This is a genomic window from Mesorhizobium montanum, assembly GCF_033977145.1.
GTDB lineage: Bacteria > Pseudomonadota > Alphaproteobacteria > Rhizobiales > Rhizobiaceae > Mesorhizobium > Mesorhizobium montanum.
Map to the genome: position 1 here is coordinate 1 of NZ_JAVIJF010000041.1, position 23049 is coordinate 23049.

15 protein-coding genes and 5 pseudogenes are annotated in these 23049 nt (G+C 58.4%); 12 read left to right on the forward strand and 8 right to left on the reverse strand.

Features of this window, described 5'->3' with window-relative positions:
• Nucleotides 1-761: 761 nt before the first annotated feature.
• Nucleotides 762-2415 (forward strand): annotated as a pseudogene (locus RFM68_RS32685) (MFS transporter).
• 40 nt (nucleotides 2416-2455) lie between these two features.
• Here the strand turns inward: RFM68_RS32685 and RFM68_RS32690 are convergent.
• Nucleotides 2456-2680 (reverse strand): annotated as a pseudogene (locus RFM68_RS32690) (helix-turn-helix domain-containing protein); the annotation flags it as partial.
• Between the two features lie 389 nt (nucleotides 2681-3069).
• Complete coding sequence (locus RFM68_RS32695; protein ID WP_320237059.1) at nucleotides 3070-3909, reverse strand: IclR family transcriptional regulator; 840 nt, start codon at nucleotides 3907-3909, stop codon at nucleotides 3070-3072.
• A gap of 219 nt (nucleotides 3910-4128) precedes the next feature.
• Here RFM68_RS32695 and RFM68_RS32700 point away from each other — a divergent pair.
• Nucleotides 4129-4393 (forward strand): annotated as a pseudogene (locus RFM68_RS32700) (MFS transporter); the annotation flags it as partial.
• On the opposite strand, the gene RFM68_RS33575 reads toward RFM68_RS32700, so the two are convergent.
• Nucleotides 4350-4535 (reverse strand): helix-turn-helix domain-containing protein, encoded by a 186-nt coding sequence (locus RFM68_RS33575; protein WP_347343996.1) that lies wholly within the window; start codon nucleotides 4533-4535, stop codon nucleotides 4350-4352. The pseudogene RFM68_RS32700 and the gene RFM68_RS33575 overlap by 44 nt on opposite strands.
• Nucleotides 4536-4651: 116 nt before the next feature.
• Nucleotides 4652-4913, reverse strand: a pseudogene (locus RFM68_RS32705) (transposase family protein); the annotation flags it as partial.
• Between the two features lie 509 nt (nucleotides 4914-5422).
• Here RFM68_RS32705 and RFM68_RS32710 point away from each other — a divergent pair.
• The 5 genes from RFM68_RS32710 (at nucleotide 5423) to pcaF (ending at nucleotide 10573) form a co-directional block, all read left to right on the forward strand.
• Nucleotides 5423-6472, forward strand: a complete 1050-nt coding sequence (locus RFM68_RS32710) for an ABC transporter substrate-binding protein (RefSeq protein WP_320237060.1) — start codon at nucleotides 5423-5425, stop codon at nucleotides 6470-6472.
• A 14-nt stretch (nucleotides 6473-6486) separates the two neighbouring features.
• Nucleotides 6487-7533 (forward strand): ABC transporter ATP-binding protein, encoded by a 1047-nt coding sequence (locus RFM68_RS32715; RefSeq protein ID WP_320237061.1) that lies wholly within the window; start codon nucleotides 6487-6489, stop codon nucleotides 7531-7533.
• A gap of 18 nt (nucleotides 7534-7551) precedes the next feature.
• The gene (locus tag RFM68_RS32720; protein ID WP_320237062.1) at nucleotides 7552-8385 is read left to right on the forward strand and encodes an ABC transporter permease; all 834 of its coding nucleotides are present in this window, start codon (nucleotides 7552-7554) and stop codon (nucleotides 8383-8385) included.
• Nucleotides 8382-9170, forward strand: coding sequence for an ABC transporter permease (locus RFM68_RS32725; RefSeq protein ID WP_320237063.1), 789 nt, complete (start codon nucleotides 8382-8384; stop codon nucleotides 9168-9170). Before RFM68_RS32720 ends, RFM68_RS32725 begins: the two co-directional genes overlap by 4 nt.
• Nucleotides 9171-9358: 188 nt before the next feature.
• Nucleotides 9359-10573, forward strand: coding sequence for a 3-oxoadipyl-CoA thiolase (gene pcaF / locus RFM68_RS32730; protein ID WP_320237064.1), 1215 nt, complete (start codon nucleotides 9359-9361; stop codon nucleotides 10571-10573).
• 887 nt (nucleotides 10574-11460) lie between these two features.
• Here pcaF and RFM68_RS32735 read toward each other — a convergent pair.
• The 4 genes from RFM68_RS32735 to RFM68_RS33775 form a co-directional block, all read right to left on the reverse strand.
• Nucleotides 11461-13443 carry a 3-hydroxyacyl-CoA dehydrogenase NAD-binding domain-containing protein gene (locus RFM68_RS32735; RefSeq protein WP_320237065.1) on the reverse strand — a complete coding sequence of 661 codons (1983 nt, stop codon included), beginning with the start codon at nucleotides 13441-13443 and terminating at the stop codon, nucleotides 11461-11463.
• Between the two features lie 297 nt (nucleotides 13444-13740).
• Nucleotides 13741-15807: an acetate--CoA ligase family protein gene (locus tag RFM68_RS32740; RefSeq protein ID WP_320237066.1), complete on the reverse strand. Its 2067-nt coding sequence runs from the start codon at nucleotides 15805-15807 to the stop codon at nucleotides 13741-13743.
• A 3-nt stretch (nucleotides 15808-15810) separates the two neighbouring features.
• On the reverse strand, nucleotides 15811-16239 hold the full coding sequence (locus tag RFM68_RS32745; protein WP_320237067.1) for a hotdog fold domain-containing protein: 429 nt from the start codon (nucleotides 16237-16239) through the stop codon (nucleotides 15811-15813).
• Nucleotides 16240-16459: 220 nt separating this feature from the next.
• Nucleotides 16460-16852 carry a helix-turn-helix domain-containing protein gene (locus RFM68_RS33775; protein ID WP_430695004.1) on the reverse strand — a complete coding sequence of 131 codons (393 nt, stop codon included), beginning with the start codon at nucleotides 16850-16852 and terminating at the stop codon, nucleotides 16460-16462.
• 329 nt (nucleotides 16853-17181) lie between these two features.
• Between RFM68_RS33775 and RFM68_RS32750 the strand changes: the two genes are divergently transcribed.
• The 5 genes and pseudogenes from RFM68_RS32750 to RFM68_RS32770 form a co-directional block, all read left to right on the forward strand.
• A complete protein-coding gene (locus RFM68_RS32750; protein ID WP_320237068.1) occupies nucleotides 17182-18792 on the forward strand; it encodes an ABC transporter substrate-binding protein in 1611 nt (536 codons plus the stop codon).
• 68 nt (nucleotides 18793-18860) lie between these two features.
• A complete protein-coding gene (locus RFM68_RS32755; protein WP_320237069.1) occupies nucleotides 18861-19826 on the forward strand; it encodes an ABC transporter permease in 966 nt (321 codons plus the stop codon).
• 7 nt (nucleotides 19827-19833) lie between these two features.
• The gene (locus tag RFM68_RS32760) at nucleotides 19834-20718 is read left to right on the forward strand and encodes an ABC transporter permease (protein ID WP_320237070.1); all 885 of its coding nucleotides are present in this window, start codon (nucleotides 19834-19836) and stop codon (nucleotides 20716-20718) included.
• Nucleotides 20708-22348, forward strand: a complete 1641-nt coding sequence (locus RFM68_RS32765; RefSeq protein ID WP_320237071.1) for an ABC transporter ATP-binding protein — start codon at nucleotides 20708-20710, stop codon at nucleotides 22346-22348. The genes RFM68_RS32760 and RFM68_RS32765 overlap by 11 nt, the downstream gene beginning before the upstream one ends.
• Nucleotides 22349-22675: 327 nt before the next feature.
• Nucleotides 22676-22811: pseudogene (locus tag RFM68_RS32770) on the forward strand (IS6 family transposase); the annotation flags it as partial.
• Nucleotides 22812-23049: the final 238 nt, after the last annotated feature.

Sequence of the window (23049 nt, forward strand, 5' to 3'; positions counted from 1 at the left end):
AGAGGTGTCCCTGCCGGGACCGAGGCTGGTCCATTCCGTTAAGACCGTTGCACCACGAGTTTGCTCGGAGCGTGCGAGACATACATTGGAAGGCCCATCCCGCGAAGCACCATGATGCGGCGACCGATGTCGACCGCGTAGACGACCATGCTCCCGGCAAACGACATCCGGCACCAAAAGGACCCTTGCAACTCTCGCTATTAGACGACGGTCTTACAGATCAGCGGCGTCATCACCGCGAATATTTTCCAGGCGATTACTAGCCTAGCGGCCGATTCGATCGAGAGCCGCCTCGAGCACATCACCGATGAAGCGGTGGAAAGCTGGTCGCCGCCAGTCAGTGCCGAAACAGCATACGCATGAACCGAGAACTCGGCGGCCCGAAGCCGCTTCCTAGTCATTCTCGAACCTGTGCCGGATGAGCTCCTGTCGTCATGGATTGCGCGCCATGCGGCGTTCTATGGCGTCTCCCCTGCGCGGCGACAACTATGGTGGCCGGTTCATCGGCGACTATGATGGCCGGTGGGATCGCCCGTCGGGCCCGGTTGTAGGGAGGGGCGGAGCCCCGACCGGAGAGCGGGTCTGACGGGCGGGCGCGACAGAAAGCCCCTTGCGAGGATGCTCTGGTTTCACGCTCCGCTCAAGAGAGGTCGAAAAATATCCCCGCTAAGTGCCTGTAGTGCCCTGATCCTGCCACTGTCTCTAGGCAAGCCGGCAAGTAGAAATTTTCAGCTTGATTATTAGCAGGTGGGGGCTCGGAAATGAGCAGGGCGGCGCGCGCGGACGCGGCTTCAGTTTCGTCGGCGACGTTTGCTCCACTAGAGAACGCAACATTCCGTGCAGTCTGGCTTGCCGCGCAGGTGTCGAGCCTGGGCTGGTTGTTCCAGTCCGTCGCGGTCAGCTGGCTGATGGCAACCATCTCCCGCTCGGACGTGATGGTCGCTCTGGTGCAGGCCTCCACGACGTTGCCCGTCTTCCTGTTGTCGATCTTTGCCGGCGCCATTGCCGACAATTTCAGCCGCCGCCATGTCATGGCGGTCGGCTGGTGCGTGATAGCATTGTCGTCGATCATGCTGACCGCCCTGGTGGGGCTGGGACTCTACAATCCGTGGATGATCCTCGCATGCAGCTGTCTGGCCGGATGCGGGGCTGCTTTCACCGATCCTGCCTGGCACGCTTCGGTTGGCGACATTCTGCGAAAGCGCGAGGTGCCCGCCGCCGTCACGCTGATCTCGGTCGGCTACAATGCCATGCGAAGTGTCGGTCCCGCACTCGGCGGCGTCGTTGTCGCTTCCTCCGGACCGCTGACCGCCTTTGCGTTGGCGACGCTGACCTATTTCGCGATGCTGTGGGTCATTGGCCTGTGCAAATGGAGCGGCCGGTCTTCGCCTCTTCCGCGTGAGCCTTTGACCACGGCCATTCATGACGGCGCGCGATTCACGGTGCTCTCGGGTGGAGATCAAGGCGGCAATCGCGCGCGGAGCTCTGTTCGGACTGACAAGCATTTCCATCCTGGCGCTGCTGCCTCTCGTTGCGCGCGATCAACTGGGGGGAGGACCAATCGTCTACGGTGTCCTGATGGCCGGGTTTGGCGCGGGTGCGCTGTGCGCGGGCATTTCCAACAACGCGCTGAGACGGCAGCTCTCGCAGGAGCGACTGACCACGCTGGCATGCATTTCCTGCGCCGCCTGCTGTCTGGCTCTTGCTTTCACGCCGTCGATCGTTGTGGCGACGACTGCCTTGACCCTTGGCGGGGCAGGGTGGGTCGTCACCTGGACCGGGCTTGACGTCAGCGTGCAGCTATCGAGCCCAAGATGGGTAGTCGGGCGTACGCTCTCGATCTACTCTGCGCTTGCCTCAGGCGGTATTGCGGCCGGAAGCTGGCTGTGGGGCGTGGTGGCTGAAAACTATTCCCTCACTCTGGCGCTGGAGAGTTCCGCTGGCGCCCTGCTGCTGGTTGCCGCCACCGGGCTCCTATTGCCAATCCGTCAATGGAAGGAGTCTGATCAGGACTCGCTTGATTTCGAGACACCACAACTCGCCCTCGACATCAAATCGAGAAGCGGCCCGATCGTGGTCAAGATCGAGTACGCCATAGCGGAAGCGAATCTTGAGGAATTTCTCGATCAGATGCGGGAACGGCGTCGCGCGCAAAGCCGCGCCGGCGCCAGGCACTGGAACCTTCAGCGCGACCTGCAGGAGCCGTTGCAGTGGACGGAGACATTCCGCACGCCGACCTGGATGGACTATCTTCGCCTCAACCATCGCCTGACTGCGGTGGACAAGGAGCTGGACCAGCGCCTTCGCGAATTGCACGCCGGCGAGCTTCCGCCTCGTCAAAAGCTTGCCATCGAGCGTCCAACAGGGGCGCTCCGCAAACCGGATCAGCCGACGAGTTTCTTTTTCCGGCGGTGATCCATGCAAACGCAATGCTCACGCACCAGGCCCAACACGTATTGCGGAACTCCTCGGCGTGTCGCCGGTTGCTCGGTCGGCTGCGTCTCTTCGAAGCCAGAGCGCTCGCACCATCCTGATCATAGGCCCGCAAGAGCCGATGCACCTGACTTCGACTGAGGTTCAGAACCTCAGCTGCCTGAACGACGCTAAGCCGACGATCGCGGATCTTCTGGATGGCTTCAAGACGATTGAGCTCGTTTTGCGACAACGTGATCAAAGGCATGGCGGCTCCGCAATACGCTCGGTCCCACGCCGGCGTTGTGAAGTCGTCAGCCTTCCTTTCCAGCTTCGTGTTGGCGAGCCGTCAGAGCTGTGAAAGTCGGGGACTGTCGCATCTCTAAATTGCTCAAGTGTTGTTGCACCTCTATATAGCTCCTACAATCTAAAGTTGCGTAATCGGAATTATGGAACGTAGAGGCTCCGGTTTTGGCGGCTGTGTTGTTTTTCGGAATGTGCAGCGCCTCCGGAGCCACTGTGCTTCCTGAGCCTCGTAAGGATCCACAGACGCGAAAATTCACTTTCAATCGGTAAACACCAGATGCGCCATCCTCATCCATGGCGCCCACGCTAACCCATAGCGGACGGCACCCCCAACTTTTTCATGCTCCCCTTTTATGGCCTCCAACGAAGCCTGGTGATCTCGTCGCCGATCACGGCCGCTACCTGCCGGACCTGGGGGCCCATCACCTCGTTCATGGTTGCCCGTGCTGTAGCGTAGCTGAACGCCGAGTATGTGAGGCCCAGGACGACTTGCCGGTCGTGTGAGATGACCGGCGCGCCGATCGACAGGATGTCGTGAAGCCATTCTCCATACGACGCGCAAAACCCTTGAGCTTTAAACTCATCTATGGCGCGCTGCACGATCTCTTGGGTGGTTTGACCCCCGCGACGCGAGACACGCGCCAAGCGATCCACCAGAAACTGTCGCTCATGGTCCGGGAGTCCCACGAGGAACCCGCGTCCCATTGCGGACGGGAGCATCGGGACGTGCGACCCGACATCCATTCTCAACGTGAAAATCGCTTTGCTGTGGCAATGGATCAGGCAGATCATCGAGAGCCTATCTCGCACCCCAAGGGCGAAAGAGCCCCCGTGCTCGTCGACAACGCGCTGCATGATTGGGCGCGCCAGTTCCACGATTCCCGATGTCGCAGCTGCTGCATATCCCAGCGCCAGAACGGAAGACCGAAGGCGGTACTTTTCGTGATTGGGCAGGAACTCCAGCAATCCCATCGCCACAAGTGTGTGGGTCAACCGCGAGACAGTCGGTTTGGGCAGCCCGGTTCTATGTGCCAGTTCCCGGTTGCCCAGCAAAGGTTCTTGCGGCTGGAAGCATCGCAAGATCTCCAAGCCGCGCGCCAATGCCCTGACAAACTGGCGATCCTCTGCGTGCTTCTCGTCGTCAAACTCAACCTCGCCCAAGCCCTCGGCATGACTCCCATCGATAGTCATCGCTTTCTCCATGTTTCGCATTGCGGAATATCATTTTGCTTGATTGACATCAACCCTCCGCCATCGCTAGATAGCTGAGGATTTCCAAGGGAGCGTGTACGAAAATCTCATCCTCCACCAAGCCTCCCAGGGCGGCGTGGCTGTCGCCGGACTTTTTCGGCGGCAGCCCGATTTGGCGAGAGCAAAGACAGGAAGCACAGACACCTTGCTGCGTGAAGATTGTATTCGGTCGTCGCGACGACACTGGCCCCTCTTCAGAACCGGGCGTTTCGCGCGATCTGGACGGCTACGCAAATTTCAAGCCTCGGTTGGCTGGTGCAGACGACAGCCATCAGTTGGCTGATGGCGACAATCTCGGCTTCGGATCTGATGGTCGCGCTAGTGCAGGCTTCGTCCACGCATCCGGCATTCTTTCTCTCTATCCTCGATTGCCGACAGTTTTAACAGACGTGGCGTGATGCTCGCCGGCCACTGCTTGATCGCTTGGCTTCCGCAACGCTGCGGATGAAGAGTTGTTTTCCTAGCAGACCTTCCAACGTTCGGATGCGGCTCGAAAGAGTGGATTGGGTGACGCCTAGCCGATCCGACGTCCTGTTGAAACTCCGAGTCTCGATCAGGTCAGGAATGTATCAAGCAGTTCGATTTGCATGCGACCTCCGAACGACCAGCCAGTCTCACGGTCATCGCCTTCATTTCAGGTCATACAAGCCCGGTTTTGTTGCAACGGCTGATTAGAAACGCAAAGTGGCATCCACTGGCCGCGGACCTTTATGCAAGTCCCGTCGATGTGCCAGTTGCCTGTGACGCGACGCTTGCGTCGGTTGAGCGCTCCAGCAGCAGCGGCGCACAACGAACCGTCCAGCTGTGGATGGTCGTGTTATCGACGGCAATGCCCCGCTCGGCCATCACCTCTTCCAGATATCACGCAGGCTCAGACTGTAAGCCAGGTAACAGCGTACGCACAGGAGGATCACGGACCGGTCGAACTGGCGGCCCTTGAACATTTATCCCCCTCGAAAATCAGAGACTCTCCTTGCCACAGCGGAGGTATTCAAAACGTTGCAACAGAACCGATACCGCGTTGCTGGTTACGGGTCAAACAGCAAAATTCTACTCCGCTCAGCGAAACGAAATTCTACTATGGCGTCCAACGAAGCCTGATGATCTCGTCGCCGACCGGACCCGCGCCCGTCACCTCGTTCATGGTTGCCCGTGCTGTAGCGTAGCCAGCCTTGCCTGTCGTGTGAGTTGACCGACGCCGATTGACAGGGTGTCGTGAAGCCGTACGACTTGCGGAACCCTTGAGCTTTAAACTCGTCAATGGCGCGCTGCACGGCACGATCCAATGCCCCCGACAAACCTGTCGGTCCTCTCCTCGTCACACTCAACCCGGCCAAGCCTTCGGCATGATCCCATCGATAGTCATGTTTCGCAATGCGAAATAACATTTTGCTGGATTGACATCAACCCTCCAACATCGCTAGATGGCCGAGGATTTCCAAGGGAGGAATGAATGCCCAAGATTATTAAAAGCAAAAACATCGTCCTTGCGGCGATGTCGACTCTCGCGGGCGCGCTCCCGACGGCAGCGTCGGCTGAGAGCATCGTCGTGGGTTCCTACGGTGGCAGCTGGGGCGCTGCGATCAAGGAGTGCGTCGCGGACCCGTTCACCAAGGAGACAGGTATCAGTGTCTCGCTTGAACCGAACGTCTCCTCGGTGACCCTAGCAAAGCTGCGGCAGCAAAAGGACGCGCCGGTTTTTGCCGCCACGTGGCTTGACGGGGGCGTGTCGGAACTGGCGCAAGACGTTGTCGAAAACATCGACCCAGCAAAGATTGGCGGGATCGGCAAGATTCTACCCAAAGCGATCTATCGGCGGGCTGACGGGTCGATCTATGCGATCGGAACGGGATATTTTTCTACTGGGATCGCCTACAACACCTCGGTGATCAAAACACCGCCGACGTCGTGGTGGGACCTCTGGAAGCCCGAGTACGCGAAACAGGTCATCATGCCGAGCCCTGCCACGTCCGTCGGCGTGCCTCTGATCGTGCACCTGGCGACCCTTCTCGGCGGAAGTGCGGCCAATGTCCAGCCGGCGCTTGCGAAGCTGAAGGAGCTCCAAGTTTCGTCCTACTTCGACGCCTCGGGGATGGCGAGCAACAGCTACATGACCGAAGAAAGCGTCATCGGAGCCTACTATCACGCGACAACATGGGATCTCATCGACAAGGGGCTCCCGCTGGCTTTCGTCGTTCCGAAAGAAGGTGCGGTCGGAAACGACATCCGCATTCACCTGGTGAAGGGAAATAAGTCGCCCGATGCTGCAATCAAGTTCGTCGCCAAGGCGGTAAGCAAGGAAGCTTCGGAATGCTTCGCCAAAAAGCTCTCGCTGGGGCCCGCTCGCACTGACGCGGTTCTAGACGACAAGGTCAAGGCCCGGCTTCCCTGGGGCAAGGATGGCTCGGCTGACAATCTGGCGGTTGTCAACTGGAACGAAGTCAATCCGCATCGCGACGAGATCATCGACCAGTTCAACCGCACGCTCGGCGCGAAGCACTAAGTCGGGTATCTACTTTGATCGAAATAAAATCCCTCTCCAAGGTCTACGGTCAGTTCCGCGCCTTGGACGATGTTTCACTTTTCGTGGAGGAGGGCGAGTTCATCGCCCTCCTCGGTCCGAGCGGTTGCGGAAAGACGACGCTCTTGCGAAGCATCGCTGGCTTCGTGCAGCCCGACGGCGGCTCGATATCGATTTCGGGTCGGTCGATGCTTGGCCAGCCCCCCAACAAGCGGCCCGTGAACACCGTTTTTCAGAACTACGCGCTATTTCCACACTATTCCGTTGCCAATAATGTAGCCTTCGGTCCACGCCGCCAGCGGCTTCCCGTGCAGGAAATCAAGCAACGGGTCCAGGAAGCTCTTACTGCTGTGGGAATGTCTGATTTCGCCAGTCGTTTCCCGAGCCAGCTTTCCGGCGGGCAGCAGCAGCGGGTTGCCTTGGCACGGGCCATCGTCAACCGCCCAAAGGTGCTGTTGCTTGACGAGCCGCTTGGGGCTTTGGACCTGAAACTCCGTAAACAGCTTCAGCTTGAGCTGTCAAAGCTCCACAAGACTCTTGGCATCACCTTCATTTTTGTCACGCACGATCAGGAAGAAGCGCTCGTCATGGCCGACCGCGTTGCGGTGATGAGCCGGGGCAAGATCCTCCAATTGGGCAAGCCGGACGAGATTTATGATCACCCATCCTCGCGCTATGTGGCGTCCTTTGTAGGGGAATCCACGCTGCTGCGGTGCGATGTTGGGCAAGATGGCCGGGTGGTGCTGGAGGCGAACGGGGCAGTCCTGCCTGCCCAGCTAGCCGGCATTTGGCGCAATGGCCAATCGCTGATGATCAGGCCGGAAAACATTGCCGTGGGACCAGCAGTCGGGCCGGACGAAACCGCCGTCGAAGGCGTGGTCGCGTCAGTCGCGTTCCTGGGAAGTACCAGGAGGGTTCATCTCGAGCTCGCCAACCGCGAAGTCGCCATCGTAGATATTCCAGGGACAGGTCCCAAGCCTGAACTGGGCCAGGCGTTGACCGTTCACTGGCATGGCGCCAAGGCAACTTTCGTCAGCGATTGAGGCCGGAGAGGCGGACCAATGACCATTACGAGGCTTTGGGCAGCCCTGCTGATTGGCCCTTTACTCTTATGCACGCTGTGCTTTTTCGTACTGCCGTTCGCTTTGCTGGCCGTCACCGGACAGGGCTACATGGACGTCCTCCACGACCCTTACTACTGGAGAATCTTCGCCTATACCCTGGAGATCTCTGCCGTCGTGACCGCGGGCTGCCTGCTCATCGCCTATCCAATCGCCTACTACCTGATTTTCATTGCTCCCGGGCGCACCCTGCGGAGAGTTATCTTCATCATCGTCATCGCTCCCTTGTTTACCAGCAACATTGTCCGATCCTTCGGATGGATCATCATCCTGGGTAGAAACGGCGTTATCAACAATGCGCTCTATGATCTAGGATTGATTGAGAAGAAGCTGCAGCTCCTCTACACCGACTTCAGCGTTGTCGTCGGACTTATCTATATCATGACGCCATTTATGGTGTTGTCGTTGTCGAGCGTGCTGCAGAAGATCGAGCCCTCGCTGCGCGAAGCCGCGAAGGACCTCGGGGCCAGCCCGCCGGTCGCGTTTATTAAGGTTACCCTGCCCCTCAGCATGCCCGGCATAGTGGCCGGGTCTCTCATCGTCTTCACGCTGACGATGGGGGCCTATGTGACGCCCAGCGTGATGAGCGGGGGCAAGTCTACGGTCATGTCCATGCTGATCTACCAGCAGTATGCTGTGTCGATAAACTATCCCCTTGGCGCCGTCCTGGCGATAGCTTTGCTCGCCGGCTCACTGGTGGTTGTAGGACTTTACCTCATGGCCGTTCGGGGCGTCGAGGCACGCTACAAGCCGTTGGAGGCATCTGCAAAATGAGCAGGCTCGCAGTCAAAGTGATGGCACTGCTGGGATTGGCCTTTCTGCTGATCCCCTTGCTCATCATCATCGCGGTGTCCGTGACGGAGACCGATTATCTCGCCTTCCCGCCCGTTGGGTTTACGTTGAAGTGGTACTCGGCATTCTTGACCGATGCCGAATACATCAAGCCGCTCGTCACGAGCGGCGTGCTGGCGCTTCTCTCGACGCTCGTCGCGCTGATCCTGGGTGTCCCAGCCGCATTGGCGCTGGAAAGATCCCACCTCGAAGGACGACGCTTTCTGTCAGCGCTTTTTTTGTCTCCGCTCATTCTCCCTGGGATCGTCGTGGGCGCAGGCGTGTTGCAGTTGGCTAGCCAGATGGGGTGGTCCCGGTCATTCTTGGCCCTGCTGCTTGGGCACGTCGTGATCATCACGCCCTACATCGTGCGGACGACCTTAGCCTCTCTCGCAGATATTGGTCCCAGCACGGAGGAAGCCGCGCGCGACCTCGGCGCTACTGCCACGCAGGCCTTCTGGTATGTGACCTTGCCTACTATCAAACCTGGGGTGATTGCCGGCGCGCTTTTCGCGGCGATCATTTCCTGGGTGAATGTCGAAGTCAGCATCTTCAACACTACAGCCGATTTGATGACGCTCCCCGTCAAGCTGTTCAACGACGTTCAGTTTCAACTTGGGCCTGTCATCTCGGCTGTATCTGCCGCAACCATTTTTTTGGCCGTCGTTATTGTCGTTTTTGTCGACATAGCATTTGGCCTCGATCGGTTCGCTGTTGGAGAGCGCTGAATCGGCAACTGCCGACACAGGTTGCCTCGGTACGATGTTATGCGCGAGCAGGGACCTGCGGCTGGGGCGGCAAATTCGCCTAGCCCTTTGCCACCCCCCCCCCACTGAATTCAAGTATAGAAGACACTGCATCTGCAGGCCCGCACCAAGGCCGCGCATCAAGGGATAGCCAAAGGGAAAGCCGCATCATGACCGAGGTCTTTATCTGCGACTACGTCCGCACGCCCATCGGTCGTTTCGGCGGTTCGCTGTCTTCCGTGCGCGCCGACGATCTCGGCGCGATTCCCTTGAAGGCGCTGATGGAGCGCAACGCCAATGTCGACTGGGCGGCCATTGACGACGTGGTCTATGGCTGCGCCAACCAGGCTGGCGAGGACAACCGCAACGTCGCGCGCATGGCCCTGCTGCTTGCGGGCCTGCCGCAGGACGTTCCCGGCTCGACCGTGAACCGCCTGTGCGGCTCGGGCATGGACGCCGTCACCATCGCCGCGCGCGCCATCAAAGCCGGCGAGGCGGAGCTGATGATCGCCGGTGGCGTCGAGTCGATGAGCCGGGCGCCCTTCGTCATGCCGAAGGCCGACACCGCCTTCTCGCGCAATGCCGAGATCTACGACACTACCATCGGCTGGCGCTTCATCAACCCGCTGATGAAGAAGCAGTATGGCGTCGATTCCATGCCGGAGACCGGCGAGAACGTCGCCGAGGATTTTTCCGTCAGCAGGGCCGACCAGGACGCCTTTGCCGTCCGCAGCCAGGACAAGGCGGTGGCTGCCCAAGCCAACGGTCGGCTGGCGAAGGAGATCACGCCGGTGACCATCCCGCAAAGGAAAGGCGACGCGATCGTCGTTTCGAAGGACGAACATCCCCGCGCCGGCACCACCATCGAAGCGCTGGCCAAATTGCCGACGCCGTTTCGCCAGGGCGGCACCGTCACCGCCGGCAACGCGTCCGGCGTCAATGACGGCGCGGCGGCCCTCATCATCGCATCCGAAGCGGCGGCGAAGAAGTACGGGCTGACGCCGATCGCCCGCATTCTTGGCGGTGCCGTCGCCGGTGTGGCGCCGCGCATCATGGGCATCGGTCCGGCGCCGGCAACGCAGAAACTGTGCGCGCGGCTTGGCCTGACGCCAAAACAGTTCGACGTCATTGAATTGAACGAAGCCTTCGCCTCCCAGAACATAGCTGTGCTCCGCCAGCTCGGAATTTCCGAGACGGCAGAGCATGTGAACCCCAGTGGCGGCGCGATCGCACTCGGTCATCCGCTAGGCATGTCCGGCGTGCGCATCACCGGCACGGCGGCGCTGGAGCTGCGCGAGCGCGGCGGCAAGCTGGCTTTGGCCACGATGTGCATCGGCGTCGGCCAGGGCATCGCCATGGCGCTGGAACGCTGCTCAGCGGACTGACTACAAGCACGCCTCCACCTGCGTCCTACCTTTAAGGAAAGGAGAACGAAAGCGAAGATTTTGGTTTTGTTGCAACGGCTGATTGGAAGGGCAAAGGGGCTCGCTCCTAAACCAATTATCCGGGAAGAATTGCGAACTGCTGTCTTCCCTGTCGCGCATGCTCAGAAGACGAATCGCCAAAGCCCCTCATGCCCAAAGAACGATCTCGGCGCTTCACAACGCGCGTGAGCGAAAGGTACCACGGTTGTCATAGTGGACAGCCGACCTCTCCGGCGTGCGATATGCAAGCCACGCCTTCGTCGTTTCCGCGGGAAGCCCCCAGTTTTTCTCGACGCCGGCAAGGACAATGCGGACAACAACTGAATCGCGGTGTAGGGCGTGCGTCCTGACGGAGGCGAACAGGCGTAGGTAGGGTGCATGATCGACCGCGGACGCCAGGTACCGCTGGGATGCAGGCTCGATGAGCGTGGCCGCCGCATGTTCACGGCGGGCCGAGGTGGCGTACTGCCGGCGGGGCAGCTTGCGGTCGTCTCCAAGATCACTTTCCAGCCCGCTCGACAACCAACCGCGGCGAAGACGATCTGGTCACGGAGCCGCTGCCGCGGGTTCGCCGCGCAGACCACGGAGCCGACGCGCGGTCCATTTGTCCGAATGTAAAGCAGAAAGCGAGGTTGGGCTGTCACTTCCGGAACTGAACTATAAGGGTGAAAAAATAAAGCGGAGGATGATGCCGCATGTCTGAACTGTGGGGCGTCAGTCTAATCAAGGTCGCGTTGATGAAGCCCGCATAGATTACCAATAAGTGTGTACATCTATATTAGTATAGAATAATAGTTACGTCAATCTGACCATAGTATGTTCGACTGTCTTCTTGCTACGCTCTACTCTCAAGCAATTAGCGATAGGTTCCCCGTGCGGTTGCCGCGCGAGACTTTGGAAAGACTATTTACGAGGGCCTCGCGTGGCTGCCGGGCGGCCCAAAATAGTGGACCGCCCAGATGGCGCGGAAAGCCATAGCCGTTGATCAGTACGAGATCGATATCCGCGGACCGCGCAGCGATACCGTCCTCTAAAACAAGAAGAGCCTCATTTACGATTGCAGCCACAGCACGAACCTGTATTTCTTCGCTGCTCAAACTCCGATCCGAACTCCCACTTTCGCTCCGGGCCTTTTCAATCAAGCTTACGGTGACCGAGTCAGGCGCCTGTGCGCCGTTCTGATAGCTATACCAGCCAGCTCCGGTCTTGCGGCCGAGCCGCCCGGCGGCAACCAGCCATTCGAGGACCGGAAGACCTTTGTCGTCAGAGGTTTTCTGTTTGCGCTTACGGTTTGCCCACGCGATGTCGAGGCCCGACAAGTCCGAAACCGAAAACGGACCCATGGCAAACCCAAACGCTTCAATTGCCTTGTCGACCTCCCAGGGAAGGGCTCCATCGAGAAGCATCGCCTCCGCCTCGGCCCGATAGGAGTTATATATCCGGTTGCCGATAAAGCCTTCTCCCACTCTTGAGACGACAGCAACCTTGCCGAGTCGGCGCGCAAGCTTCAGAGCTGTTTGCAAGATCTCCGGCTGGGTCTTGCCTCCGCGTACGATCTCGAGCAGTTTCATCTTGTGGGCTGGCGCAAAGAAATGCAGCCCAACGACAGCTTCAGGCCTGCCGCTTGCCGCGGCAAGCTTGTCGAGGTCCAGATAGGAGGTGTTGCTGGCAAGCATGGCCCCGGGTTTCGCAATCTGACCGAAGCGCATCATCAAATCGGCCTTCGTGTTGAAATCTTCAAAGACGGCTTCGAGCACCACGTCGCATTTGGCTAGGTCCGCGAGGCCACCTGCTATGGTCAGCGCCGCCGCCCGATCTGGCCCTCCGACGAAATCCGCGATGCGCTCCTGCGCAACTGCCAAAACCTCGGGGTTCACATCGGTCAACGTCACTTGGTAACCGGCAACGAGGAAACTGGCTGTGATACCCAACCCCATGGTTCCGGCCCCGACGACGCCGATCGTCTGCACCGCGATTGGTTTGACGTCAGCGAGCCCATCAATCCGCGCGGCTTCGCGCTCAGCGAAAAAGAGATGGCGGAGAGCGGCCGATTCCTCGGAGTCTCGCAACCGCTCAAACACCGTCCTCGCCTCGGCTGCGGCAACATCATAAGGTGCGTCTACTGCACGCTTGATCGCGTTTACTTGTTCTGCTGCGAAAGGCCGGCCGCGGCCGCGCCGGAGGGCCGATTGGACTGCCAATTTTAGAGCATCTGAGTTGAAGGATTTCGGCGCGCAGTCGCGAAGCCGGCGTTTGCGCTTCCCGAACGACAGAGCAAAGCCGATAGATTCTTCAAGAAGATCGAGCACGACATGATCGATCAGCCCGAGAGACTTCGCTTCGCGAGCTCCCACATGCCGGCAGGTGGACAGAATTTCCAACGCTGTCGCGGCGTCGGTTAGGCGCACCAGACGGGCTGTGCCTCCAGCACCGGGAATGATACCGAAGGTGCCCTCGGGCAAGCCAACAACCGCCTTTTCTGTCGCTACGCGGCCGTCGCATGCTAAAGCGACCTCATATCCTCCACCAAGGGCCGCTCCGTCAATCGCCGCAATGACCGGTTTCGGACATTTCTCGATAACATCAAGCAACGTCGGCAAGATCGGATCTGTCAGGGGCCTGCCGAATTCCCGTAGATCCGCACCGGCTATGAAATTTCCTTGAGCACCGATTAGGACGACTGCGGCGACGTCATCATTGTGGGCGACCCCCTCTATCGCACCGCAAATTGCCTGGCGCAGATCGCGCGACAACGCATTGACCGGCGGATTGTTCATGCGAAGCACCGCAACGCCGCGTTCGATCGTCAGCGTGACAAAGGTCTGAGGCATTGAGTCTATTCCTCTGAAGAGGTTGAAGGCGCCATTGAACCCGACGGCTGTACCGCGGCGAAGCTAACAGCCTGGTCGACGAAGAACCCAGCAGCACTGAGCGACACTTCCAACGGCGTCATAATTTCGCAGCCACCTTAACAGCCACCTATGAGGTCGCGTCGAATTTCGCCTCGCATGGGGCTCCCCGTCTGCGTTTATCCTAGGCACCAGCTTGGTAGGCGACGACAAATGGAAGAGTCGCAGCGAACCGCGACCTCCCGCCATTCTCGCCGTGAGGCGCCAGCGCCCGACGAGTTAGCGAAGGACCATCACCGCGTCGACCGCAAGGGCGGTTTCGCCGGTAACGATCACTGGATTGAGGTCAACTTCTGCGATCCGGGTGGCATTCGCCTCAGCAAGCGCCGACACCGAGCACAGCAAGTCGACGAGTTTTTGCCGCGCCATCAAAGGGCGCCCGCGATATCCAGACAGAATTCCCTTCGGGTCGATCTTGTCGATCATCCTTTCCGCGATTTCACGATTTAGCGGAACGGCTTCCAGCGCAACTTTATCGGCCGCTTCGGCGTATACCCCTCCCCGGGCCAGCAAAATTGCGGAGCCGAACCCACGGTCATTGTTTATGCCAACGATGAATTCCTCGCCGGAAATCTGCTTCTGCACCAAGAACCCGTGGATGCTCGGATTTCGCCGCAGCATATCTTGCGCGGCCGCCTCGACCGCGCCAGGATCCGTCAGCTTCAGCTTGACCAACCCCAGCTCTGATTTGTGGAGGCAATTTTCAACCAGCCCCTTGAGGACGACTGGAAAGCCCAGAGCCGCGGCTGCGACGCCGGCCTCGGCAGAAGTCGATACAAAGCTTTGACTGACGTTCGCCACCTTGTAACGGGACAGCACCTCGGAGAGCATTGCATCCGGAACCGGGCCGGGCGGCTGGCCTTCGAGGGCTTGATCTGCGGGTTCTTTCGACGGGGCGCAGCAAACTTCTCGCGTGGCGGCATATTTGTTGAGCACTGAAAGGGAGCGGGCGGCTTGCCCCAGATCAGTGACCGCTATCACGTTATTACGTCTCAGCTTCTCCACGGCTTGCTGCATCGCCACTCCGGCCTGCCATGCCGTGATATGAGGCTTGCCGCTCGTCGATGAGATGTCAATCAGCTTCTCCACGATGGTTTCGGGGTTGAGGAAGAGCGTCTCGGCATAGAGGGTGACACCGACGTTCGGATCGGATGACAGCGCCTTCAGGCAGTATTCCACATCGGTCGCTTCGAGGCCGGGAACACCACGGGCCGCTGCGTCGATGGGATTGGTCGGGTTCGGATGGGAACCCTGTCCACGGATTTTTTGGCGGGTCTCTTCGCCTAGCTGCGCCAACTCGACATTTGCATCGCGAAGCGCATCCGCGACGACTGCCGTAAACCCGCCACTTGTCGAAACCGCCCCGACTTTACCGCGCACCGGGCCATAGCGCGCGATTATCTCTGCAGGCAGCCAAAGGTCATCGATGTCGTCGACCAGTGCGACGCCATGGCGTTCGAGGATAACCTGCTGAACGTCGCGCCGCCCGGTGATTCTACCGCTGTGAGACATCGCGGCTTGCATTCCCTCCGCCGACTTGCCCGGCTTCAGTAGCAGGATGGCCTTGCCGCACGCCTGCGCCCTGCGCGCCGCTGCCAGGAACCGCTGCGGGTCCTTTAAGCTTTCGGCGTGGATGGCGATGACCGCCGTTTTGGGATCGGCGATCATGTATTCGAGATAGTCAGCTACCTCAAGATCGAATTCGTCCCCGGTCGAAACCATGTGGGAGAACCCGATGCCGAACTGAGCGGCGCGGTCGATAATGGCCGAAATGATCCCACCGCTCTGAGAGATGAGGCCAATCTTGCCTTTCAGTGTCGCGCCAACCACCTGGGCGCTCGAAATTGACAGCGAGATAGAGTGCTGCGGGGAAAGGAAACCGAGCGACTGCGGCCCCATGATCCTTGGGCCACCCTTTTTAAGTAGGGCCTCGAATTCGGTGTACCGTTCGTTGCGTGACCCGTCGCGACGGGCCATGTCGCCAAGAATCAGGAAGAATGCAGCGCCCCACGATTCTTCATAGACTGAAGGTACAAGGTCTGGCCCTGCCATGCAGACCACAACGTCAGGGGTCTCGGGAAGCTGGGCAACCGAAGGCCAGCATGGCGCGCCGTCGATTTCGCTATATTTCGGGTTGACGAGAAAGAGGTTCTTGTAGCCCGCTTGCCGGCAGTACCGGACAATTCGGCCAGTGTATCGATCCTGCTTCGGCGAGGCGCCCACAATGGCCACCGATTGGGGATCAAACAGGCGAGCCAGAGCGGAAGCTGTTCCGGTAGTTGCCATGAATCAGGCCTTCCGAAAGGCAGCGGGCGTGGTGCGCTGCAAGTCGGCGCGTACAACGACAGTGCCGGTCGCGGACGCTATGAGAATTGGATCCTTGAGCACCTCGCCGCTTGTCGGGGCATGTCCGATCCCCAATGTCCTAGCAACCACGTGGGCTTCATAACTACGCCGACGGGACGAGTTCCCGATGGACAGGTACCGACACGTAACCCGCACGTAATCGCCTTGATAAGCAGGAGCCAAGAACTGCACATCCTCGAAGGCTCTCATCACCCCTGCGTCGCCATCGAACTTATAGCTTAAAAGCCCGCCCGCGACGCCGAATAGCTCGACTATCGTGCCAAGTGAAATAGTGCCGTCCGCGTAATGGCTCTCAACCCTGGACGTGATTTCCGACACGTACTCGTCCAAGTCAGGTGTTTTTGCGTTCACGGTTTTGCTCTTCCTAGAAAGTTTCGATGCGAGAAATAGCGAGTCGTTGAAATATGGTCAATATGCAAAATATTATTTCGCAAAGCGAAACATAATTCCTCCTACGCCACATCGAGGCGCGTGCGCCGATCACGGTCGTTGCCTGCCGGGGCGCCAATAGACAAAATGTCACCCCCTCGCGATACGATGCGCCGAACTCAGAACCCTTACGCCCTAAATTCTACTCAGGTGCGATTGACGATCTCCTGCGCTGTGTGTGCCCCTCGCGCCGCGAGACGCGGCAAGCCGGTCGGCCGACGGCCATTCGCAGGGTAAAGATTAACTTGCTCTGGCAGTGAATGAGGCTCATCACTGAGAGCCGGTCTCGGACGCCAAGCGCGAAGGACCTCATCAACAACTCGCTGCATGATCGGCTTCGCCAGCTCCGCGATTGCCGACGTCGCAGCTGCTGCATATCCCAGCGATACCTCGGAGGATCCCATTCGATTCGGCAAGAACTCCAGTAGCCCATCGTAACGAGCGTGTGGGTCAGCCGAGCTACCGCAGGCTTTGGAAGCCCGGTTCTATGCGCCAACTCACGATTGCCAGTAACTGCCCCTGCGGCTGGAAGCACCGCAAATCTCCAGCCCGCGCCAACGCACTTACGAACTGGCGATCCTCCCTGTACCCATCTTCGTCAAACTCAACTTCCCCCGGCTCTCGGCTTGACTGCCGTCTGTCATGTTTCGCATAGCGAAATGTCATTTTACTGGATTGACATCAATCGCATCCCTCGCTAGAGGACCAAGCCTTCTGAAGGGAGGAGGAATGGTCAGATTTCTAAAAGCAAAAAAGCGCTGTTCGCATTCTCTACGCTCGCGGGGGCTCTATCGACCGCAGCGTCCGCCGAAAGCAACGTCGTAGGGTTCGTATAGCGTCCAATTTTAATGGGGAACATTGGAAATGTCTGACACATCGCTCTCGGAAATGGAATTTTGGGCCGCGCAGATGCGCAAAGGCGCGATATCGCGCCGTGAGTTTTTCGGCCGCGCCACCGCTCTTGCTGTTGTAATCGGTGCGGGCGGCTCCGTTCTGCCATCGTTCGCGCAAGCGGCGGAGCCGAAAAAGGGCGGCTATGCCCGGTTTGGAATGTCCGACGCATCGCAGCAAGACACGCTCGATCCCGGCACTTGGCCTGCAAGTTTCTCGCAGGCGGCCTTCAATGGTTCTCTTTGCAACAATCTGACTGAAATCGCGGCTGATGGCAGCATCATCGGCGATCTGGCCGAGAGCTTTGAGCCCGCCAATGGAACGAAGAAATGGATATTCAAAATTCGTAAGGGTGTCACGTTCCACGACGGCAAAGCCCTTACTGTAAAGGATATCCAAGAATCCTTCCATCATCACATGGGTGCGAAATCGACATCGGGCGCCGCGCCTCTGGTCTCACAGATTGAGTCGATTACCGCTGATAGCGTCGATAAAGTCTTGTTCACCCTCAAATCAGCGTCGGCCGACTTTCCCTATCTCGTCGCCGACTATCACCTTTCAATTTTTCCAGCCAAGGACGGCGGCGGCATCGACTGGCAGCGCGGAGTGGGGACTGGCGCTTTCGCGCTGGAGAATTTCACGCCAGGTGAGTCTGCCAAAATGGTCCGCAACCAGAATTATCATAAGAACAACAAGCCATATTTCGATGAGATCGAATACATCGCGATCATGGACGCGACGGCAAGAATGAACGCGTTCGTGACGGGCGAAGTCGAGTTCATCAACGACCTGGATGTGAAAAGCATCGCACTGGTCGAGCGGAGTACGGGATTAAAGGTGGAGCGTACGCCGAGCCTTCGCCACTTTACGTTCGACATGGATACCTCGACAAAGCCTTTTGATAACCCAGACGTCCGCACGGCTCTGAAGTACGCGATCGACCGTGACGATATCATACGCAAGGTGTATTTAGGCGAAGCCGTGAAGGGCAACGACACTCCTGTCGCTGTTACCATGCCGTTCTACCATGAGACCCCGCCCCAGAATGACTACGATGTCGAAAAGGCGAAAGCGTTCCTGGCAAAGGTGGGCCTGACTTCGCTCGACGTCGATCTGTCGGTTGCCGAAGCCGCGTTTCCCGGTGCTGTCGAAGCGGCCGTTCTTTTCCAACAGCACGCCGCGAAGGCGGGTATCAATGTCAATGTCGTGCGTGAAGCAGACGACGGTTACTGGGATAATATCTTTTTGAAAAAGCCTTTCAGCGGCTGCGACTGGTATGGTCGCGCGACTTGCGACTGGTTGTTTTCCACCGCTTATGCCGACGGTGCCGCCTGGAACAACACGCACTGGAAAAATCCTCGCTTCAACGAACTTCTCATCCAGGCTCGTGCTGAGACTGACCAGGCCAAGCGGGCCGCCCAGTACGCCGAGATGCAGCAGCTCATACATGATGATGGCGGCGTGATCACGGTCGCGTTCGTGAATTGGACCAACGGCATGTCGAAGAAGATCGGCCACGGCACGATCGGCGGAATTTTCCCTTGCGATAACATGCGGATGGCAGAGCGCTGGTGGATGGCTTGAAAAAGAGCGGCGCGGGGCTACTCCCGCGCCGCTTGTTATCGCTTTGTCTGTAGGAAGATCGAATCCATATGGGATTTCTCTTTAACTCAATCTTCAAAATGATCACGCGACGTATCGCCCTAGGCTTCTTAAGCCTCATGATCGTTTCCCTCATCATCTTCTTCGCCGTAAGCCTTTTGCCAGGAGACTTCGCAACTGCCGTATTGGGGCGTTCCGCCACTCAGGATGCGGTGGCGGCTTTCCAGCAACAGCTCGGCTTAGACCGACCGCTTTACCAACGCTATTTCCACTGGTTGTCCGGCGCATTGATCGGCGACTTCGGCAACTCATTTTCCATGCGTCCGGTTGCCAAGATCATTGGGCCACGTCTTCTCAATACGCTCGTTCTAGCCGGAACGACGGCAATCATCGCGGTCCCACTGGCAGTGATGCTGGGTGTTATATGCGCTCGCTTCAGAAATCGGCTTCCGGACCGAGTTTTGAGCGCTGTTACCTTGGCATCGATCTCGGTACCGGAATTCTTCATCGCCTATCTCTTGATGTTAGCCTTGGCCACCAAGTTCCAAATTTTCCCGTCGCTATCCAGTGTGAGACCAGGCATGGGATTCCTGGAACAGGCCCACCGAATGGCCCTGCCGATCATGACATTACTATTTGTGGTGCTCGCGCACATGATGCGCAACACGCGCGCAGCCATCATCAACGTCATGTCGCGGCCCTTCATCGAAATGGCGCAGCTCAAGGGAGAGCCAGAGATGCGCATAATCTTGACGCACGCACTACCCAATGCAATCGGCTCGATCGCCAGCGTCGTGGCAATTAACTTGGCCTATCTTATCGCGGGCGTGGTCGTCATCGAAGTGGTGTTCGTTTATCCGGGTATCGGCCAGACAATGGTGGACGCTGTTCGTAACCGCGACGTCCCGGTCATCCAGGCGTGCGCGCTCATCTTCTCTGCGACGTACATCCTATTAAACCTGTTTGCCGACATCATCTCGATCACAAGCGATCCCCGATTGCTCCATCCGCGCTGAGGTTCCTATGTTGCCCCCCGCATCCGACATCGGCGTGACCGCTCGTCCTTCGATCCTCAGCCGCGTGATAGCGAAATTGCGCCGCGCGCCGCCCTCGGCAATCTTTGGAATGATCGTTATCGCGGTTTACATTACTGCTGCGATTTTTGCTCCGTGGATCGCTCCGTACGGTGAGTACCAAGTCGTTTCCGACGGACCCTTCGCTCCTTGGACCGAAGCAAATCTACTCGGTACAGACCAGCTCGGTCGGGATTTCCTCAGCCGCATTATCTTCGGCGCACGCAACTCCATCGGCATCGCGTTCGTGACGACGTTGCTGGCGTTCATCGTTGGTGGTTTTTTCGGAATCATGGCAGCAACACTCCGGGGATTCGCCGATCAGGCCCTGAGCCGTTTCGTTGACTCAGTGATGTCAATCCCCGATCTGATCTTCACGCTCATGCTGCTGGCCATCTTCGGGACGTCGGTATTGAACCTCATCCTGATCATAGCCATTCTCGACTCCACCCGCATCTTCCGCATCTCCAGGGCAGCGGCGATGAATGTTGTGACGCTCGACTTCGTCGAGGCCGCCGCGGCCCGCGGCGAAGGTTTGATATGGCGGATCGTTCACGAAATACTGCCCAACATCATGCCTATTCTCATCTCTGAATTCGGCATGCGCTTCTGCTTCGTTTTCTTGTCGATCGCAGCCCTGTCGTTCTTGGGTGTTGGCCTTCAACCGCCTCTGGCGGAGTGGGGGTCGATGGTCAGAGACAATGCCACGTTGATCAACGTCGGGGATATCACCCCCCTGATACCTGCGGCAGCGATCGCGCTTCTCACGGTGGGTATCAATTTCGTCGCCGATTGGTTCCTCAATACGTCGAGTGGCTTTAGCGATGAAGCATAGTTCGGGGTTGCTGAAAAAGAGCGACATCGTCCTCGATGTAGACGGTCTTCGAATAGAAGCGAAAGCCGACACCGGATGGACCGAGATCGTAAAAGGCGTGAGCTTCACGCTTCGTCGCGGTGAGGTTTTGGGCCTCGTAGGAGAATCTGGCGCCGGAAAATCGACTATTGGCCTGGCGGCGCTCGGACATTTCAGACTTGGATGTCGGGTCATAGGCGGAAAAGTGGCTTTTAACGGGACCGATCTCTTGTCGTTATCCGATGACAAGCGCCGTAAACTGCGGGGGACACGGGTCGCGTATGTGGCGCAAAGCGCGGCCGCGTCCTTCAATCCAGCGAAGCGGCTCATGGACCAGGTTGTAGAAGCTGCGGTACAGCGAGGCGGCCAATCACGCGCCGAAGCGGAGGCAACAGCCACCGCTCTGTTCAGATCGCTGCGGTTGCCGGACGCCGGAAATTTCGGTTTGCGTTATCCGCATCAGGTCTCGGGTGGCCAGCTCCAGCGCGCGATGACTGCCATGGCAATGATGTGCAAACCCGACCTTATCGTGTTTGACGAGCCGACCACCGCTTTGGATGTCACGACCCAAGTGGAAGTCTTGATTTCGATACGCGAAGCTATCACCGAGCATGGCGTCGCGGCCATTTACATCTCGCATGATCTTGCGGTCGTCGCGCAACTCGCCCATCGCGTCATGGTGCTGCGATACGGGGAAACTGTCGAAGAAGGACCCATCGCGGAAATCCTCTATGCACCGAGAGAGACCTATACTCAATCGCTCTGGGCTGTGCGGGCCATCGACAAACAACAAGCGGAAGCCAAGGGAGATCTGCTAGACATCAATAACATGGCTGCCTCGTACAGCACCTATAAAGTGCTCGACGGCATAAGCCTGAGCGTCGGGAAAAGCGAAACCGTCGCTGTCGTGGGTGAATCCGGCTCCGGGAAATCCACACTCGGCCGAGTGATCGCAGGTTTGCTCGCCCCTGAACGGGGTCAGGTGCTGTTCAAGAGCAAGCCCCTCGGCGCGGTGGTTTCCGCCCGTCGGAAGGACGAGTTGCGTCAGGTCCAGATCATTTACCAATCAGCTGACACCGCTCTGAACCCGCGCCACTCGGTGCGCAAGATCATCGGCCGACCGGTCGCTTTTTACACGGGACTTTCCAGCAAGGCTCTTGAAGCGCGAGTGATTGAACTTCTCAAGATGGTAGAACTGAACGAGAACTATATAGATCGCTTGCCGTCGCAGCTATCCGGCGGCCAGCGCCAGCGTATAGCGATTGCCCGCGCACTCGCTGCAAATCCGGAGCTCATCATCTGCGATGAGGTTACCTCTGCTTTGGACAAGATCGTTCAAGCCGAAATCATCAAGATGCTGCTTGATCTCCAGAAACGGCTCGGGGTCTCCTACTTGTTCATTACCCATGATCTTGAGACTGTTCACGCCATTGCCGATCGCGTTGTCGTCATGAACAAGGGCAGGATCGTGGAGCAGGGACCCAGGGACAGTGTCCTGGCGCCGCCTCATGTAGAATACACTCAGCTTTTACTCGATTCAGTCCCGGAGATGGACGTGGGCTGGCTCGATCGGGTTGTGGCATCCCGCTCGGGCGCACCTGTTCAAAACTGACTGCTGCCTGGACATGGTGACATGGCGCTCGAGGGCTTCAATGAAGAATTTGGCGTCCGACCGGGGAGCGCGCCTTTGCCGAGGTGGAACGGGCCTGCTACATGTCAGTTTTGGAAAACGTCGGTCACCGATTTTCGTTGCTTTCTAAAAGACGCGGTCACGGCGGGCCACAACGTGAGCGATGACCTGAACGGTCCGGGCGCAGTCGGCCTAGGGCAAATGGACTCTACCGCCGGGTCAACGAGGTCCAAGCTCGCTGCTTTGCGCGGGGGTTCTGTTGAATACCTCCACTGTGGCAGGAGAGCCTCTGATTTTCGAGGAGGATAAATGTTCAAGGGCCGCCAGTTCGACCAGTCCGTGATCCTCCTGTGCGTACGCTGGTCCTGGCTTAAAGTCCGAGCCTGCGTGATCTGGAAGAGATAATGGCCGAGCGGGGCACGCCGTCGACCACACGACCATTTACTGCTGAACGGTTCGTTATGCGCCGCTGCTGCCGGGCTCAAGCCGAACCCCATCTGTCTCATTTTCGTTCCTAAGGCTACGATGAGCCAGAAATCCTCCCTTCCTCATTAAGCCGAAGTTTCTGTTTGTGAGCTGTGCAAGGCCTTGAACCGACTCGCCAATTTGACGATCAGATTTTTCGGTTACTGGACACGCATCGGATCGAGGTCGAGAAGCTTGAAGGCTTGGTCCTGAAGCGG